Here is a 4,049-nt window from a genome sequence, read left to right on the forward strand (position 1 = left end):
CTCTCTACTACAATCCTGAAAGTGGACATATTGCTCAGTATGATCCAATCAGTGGTTCTCTCTACTGTATGTATTCTCAAGTAGGTGGTAATCAATGGAATTGGGTGACATGGGCACTATGTAGTGACGCAGCGATCAGTAAAGATAATCCTGCTTTTTGGAATGTCTTTTTTAAAACGGAAGAAGGAGGAATCATCACAGATTATAAAGGCAACCTACTCAGAGTAACCAGATATGGAAGCAATTGGGGAGTTGCTTATGCAGCTAAGCCTGATTTTGTCAAAACGGATACTAAGAATAGTCCCACTTCTTTGTTCGTACTTGATAAAAGTTTACTGGATTGGACACGTTATACGTATTCTAATCTTGGAAAGACAGATCAGTATTGTCCAGCTGGTAAACACGGAAGTATTATACATAGAAGAATAAAAAGAACCTTACCACCTGACTTTCAATTAACTGAGGAATGGATTCAAAGACTCTACGCAATAGCAAGATCAACGACACGTCAAACTCAACATAGTGGAATATGTGGTGTTTGTTTACTTCAGACTTTCCAGATGTTAGCAGAGCTACAAGAGTATCATTCTCAAGGACCTCTTTCGGCAGGAGGTTATTTCTTCGATACGGCTCCTAATGCGGATCCTTTTATCTCGTTTAGACAACGTTATCCGCTTTTGGATAATACTCTAAGTGATGCAATTAATATTTTCGGTCCTTCTTATAACACAACCTGGCTTTTGACATTAGCTTACGCGATTACTATGTTGCCTCAATACGAATGGACTCTATCAAATACATTTAATACTCGACCTGAGATCTTATCTTACATTAGCTCACTCATCAATTCCCCTCCCGGAAGTATATGGTTGGCAATACTGCGATGGCGGCGCCCAGATGGGACATTCATAGGACATTCAGTTCCAATTCTTAGAACCTCTCAAGGATTAGTAGTAATTCCAACGAATGTTTCTAGTTCGCGCACACTTGAAAACTTCAGACAATCCTTAATACCCAGTACAGATCCAAATCATATAATTACTAACTTGGAAAGACCAAATGTAACTCTGACGAGATTTACAACGATAGAGTTAGGAGGACTTTATCAAAATACTTTTGACTTCTTAATCTCTAACAATAACTGTACCGGAGAAGGTGAAGACAGAAGAGGCACAGGGAATTACCCATCCAGTACCTCCGTAAATCAGTGTTCGGGGGATGGCAGGTGTGCTCTGCCATTTTAAAGCTAATAGCTGAGAAAGTAAATAGAGTTGTTGAAAAATTAATTTTCTTCCGTTTTTTTCATTAAAACGAATTGGAAAAATCGTTTGTAGATATAGATTTTTTTAACAACTCTAATGGCAAAACTATAATTCGTTTTAAAACTAAAACTAGAATATACTCAATTAATAAAACTCAATAAATTTGAATCGGCTCAAACAAATCAAAAATGACTTTAAGGAAATATTATAAAATAAATTTTTAATTAATGTGAGTTCGGCATAAGGAGCTCATGATTCTGGAAAAATTAGAAATCTGAACTCTACAAATCGGCTCTTTAAATGAGGAATTACCACAATTTATAAAATAGAAGTTTATAACACTTAAATCCGTCGTATTCAAGTGCGGGAACTACAGTAAATCGCGATTTTACGAACAAATTCTAAAATTGTAGGCGCTCATACTTTTAGAAAAATTTCTCTTACACCAAACTCACGTTAATTAAGAAATAAACATATAATAAAGATATTATGTATAAATATCTGTTTTAAAAATCTTTCTTTTTACTACCCAGGCACATAAAAATAATATCGCCATGAGCTTGTTTAAAAAATTAGAATAGAGTTGTTGAAAAATTCCATAGCAACAATTAACAAAACGCCTCAATCGATCGTTTCCATGAAATAAAAATCAATGGAAAATTAATTTTTCAACAATTCTAATATACAACCTTCTTTAAAAAAACCAACAATTCCAGATTAAACACAATTTTTGAGAACTTCCGTATTTTTGTAAAATAGACGGTTCATTTCGGGTATTATTTTTATACATCCGAGTAATAAATTTTATAGAGTTCTCTTGATCAAAACGATTAGCTCCGTTATTCCCCACAATGAGTTTTTCCCAAAATGGCTTTTTGTGTTTCTGAATTTTCAGTGCATAAGCTCCAACATAAATACAATTGAGCCAGCAGTAGATCGTTTAATTCTTTATCAAGTCCGTTCAAATTATTGGTCCCCATATTTGAAAACAATAAATATTCACTCATACACTGTGAACGCCAAGAATTTACGGAAATGCCAGAGTCTGCGGTATTTATTCCCAACAAACCACACCCTGCCGATGGAATTATTAAAATTATACACAATACAAAAAATAGAATGTTTTCGCAGCCATTCCTTAATTTCATAATATTTTAAATTGTTCTCCTATTTTTTCGTTAAAAATTTCAATACTCGCCACCTCATTCAACATTTTAAAAATATCCAATTTGTTCAAAAGATTTTTGAAAATTTCATTTTTCTAATATACTTAAATTTTATAATTCACCTACATACCATATCAAAGATTTTTATGTGATAACTTTTTAGAAATTTTTAATCAAATGCAGTAGTTCCTATAAATTAGGTCGTAATTTGCGAACTTCCAAGCGGTTCTAATGTCGTTAAATTTTCGTAATAGTTCCCACATTGAACGGTTCTTACGACAAACTCTTAACAGAAAAATATGAGAATAAACAATATAATAAAAAATTAATATTAAGACTTCGTTTAAATTATACACTTATAAGTTTTTTCTATAAAAACTTAACTTTGGAATTTTATAATGATTCTTTTTTCTAATATTTTTTAGCTTCTTCTAGAATGGTTTTTACAGTATCAGTTTCAAATTCTCGATATAAAGTAATCATATAAGTATCCGTAGACTTAATATTTAAATGAAGACTACTCGCTCCGAATTCTAGCCAAACATACCTATAATATCCTTCGAAAGCGATTGATATGTCCCAAAAATCGAACTTAAAACCTGCGAACGGACTAATATTATAAGAAGTGCAACTTTCTCTAATCGCACAAACTCCGATTCCTCCGTCAACTCCTCCGATTAGTTGCAAATTGTTTAAAATTTTAAATTCGTATTTTATTCCTAAATCAATACTATTAGTTTCGTATCGAACACCGTTACGCATTTCGGTTGATATATAAGGAATCACATATTGAAGTGAAAACAATAAAAATGCGTTTTGAAGTTCATCTATTTCTGGTTTTGGATCTACCAAGATATACTTACTTGTATAAGCAGCATTCAAGTATGAATCGTAAGGTCTTGCGTAATAGATGCTATTTGTAAAACCGATTCTATAATAAACCGATTTGTAGTCCGTAGGCGACTCTATTCCAAAAGAAGTATGTTTAGAGTTAAGGGAATAAGTTCTATCTTGTAACCCGATTAAAATTGCTTCCATTTGTCTTGGATCAAATTTTGGATATTCAAAAATACTTAAAAACACAATCCCTGTGTTGACATACGTATCTTTGATGGGAAGAGCGCCTTCTCCTCTCCGAATATAAACCTTTTTCTTTTCAGCCAAAAGAAAGGCTGGAAAACTCAAAAAAATCAAAATTAAAAATACAATCTTATGCAAGGCCAAATCCTTATTGTAGCGGTTTTTTGTGTTTGATTCTTCAACGTAGTAACGTCTTTAGAATCTATCCACTTTTTATATCTGATTTGAGATAAGTCTTAGACAAATTTACAACAAAAATAATCGCCCGTTTAAAATTATTTTTTATACAAAGATAACAATTACACTTTTATAAAAAGAATAATTTATATATTAGTATTCCATCATATGTTCTGTATGAAATTTTAATTTATCGGTATTTTAACACAAATAGATCTTGAGTTCCTGTTAGGATCTGACCATCTAAATTTCCGGAAGTAATTCCGGTTGAATATAGATCTCCTAAACTATCGGATGTAATTCCATAAGCAGTTGTGGAAACTCCCGCTATTCCTAAAAGTCTTGTCCATTGTTTGTTCCCGCC

Annotated in this window: 4 protein-coding genes; 1 reads left to right on the forward strand and 3 read right to left on the reverse strand. The window is 32.5% G+C overall.

Annotated elements, in window-relative coordinates; genetic code table 11:
- On the forward strand, positions 1-1,244 hold a 1,244-nt coding region (locus BW942_RS18365; RefSeq protein WP_082279661.1), incomplete at its 5' end, for a DUF1561 family protein.
- Positions 1,245-2,101: 857 nt separating this feature from the next.
- On the opposite strand, the gene BW942_RS18375 is transcribed toward BW942_RS18365, so the two are convergent.
- The 3 genes from BW942_RS18375 to BW942_RS18385 form a co-directional block, all read right to left on the reverse strand.
- Positions 2,102-2,410: a hypothetical protein gene (locus BW942_RS18375; protein WP_000776821.1), complete on the reverse strand. Its 309-nt coding sequence runs from the start codon at positions 2,408-2,410 to the stop codon at positions 2,102-2,104.
- 429 nt (positions 2,411-2,839) lie between these two features.
- Positions 2,840-3,646 carry a hypothetical protein gene (locus BW942_RS18380; protein WP_000549019.1) on the reverse strand — a complete coding sequence of 269 codons (807 nt, stop codon included), beginning with the start codon at positions 3,644-3,646 and terminating at the stop codon, positions 2,840-2,842.
- Between the two features lie 229 nt (positions 3,647-3,875).
- The coding region (locus BW942_RS18385; protein ID WP_170870530.1) for an SBBP repeat-containing protein at positions 3,876-4,049 on the reverse strand (174 nt) is incomplete at its 5' end.

The sequence above is a fragment of the Leptospira interrogans genome (genome assembly GCF_900156205.1).
Taxonomy (GTDB): domain Bacteria; phylum Spirochaetota; class Leptospiria; order Leptospirales; family Leptospiraceae; genus Leptospira; species Leptospira interrogans.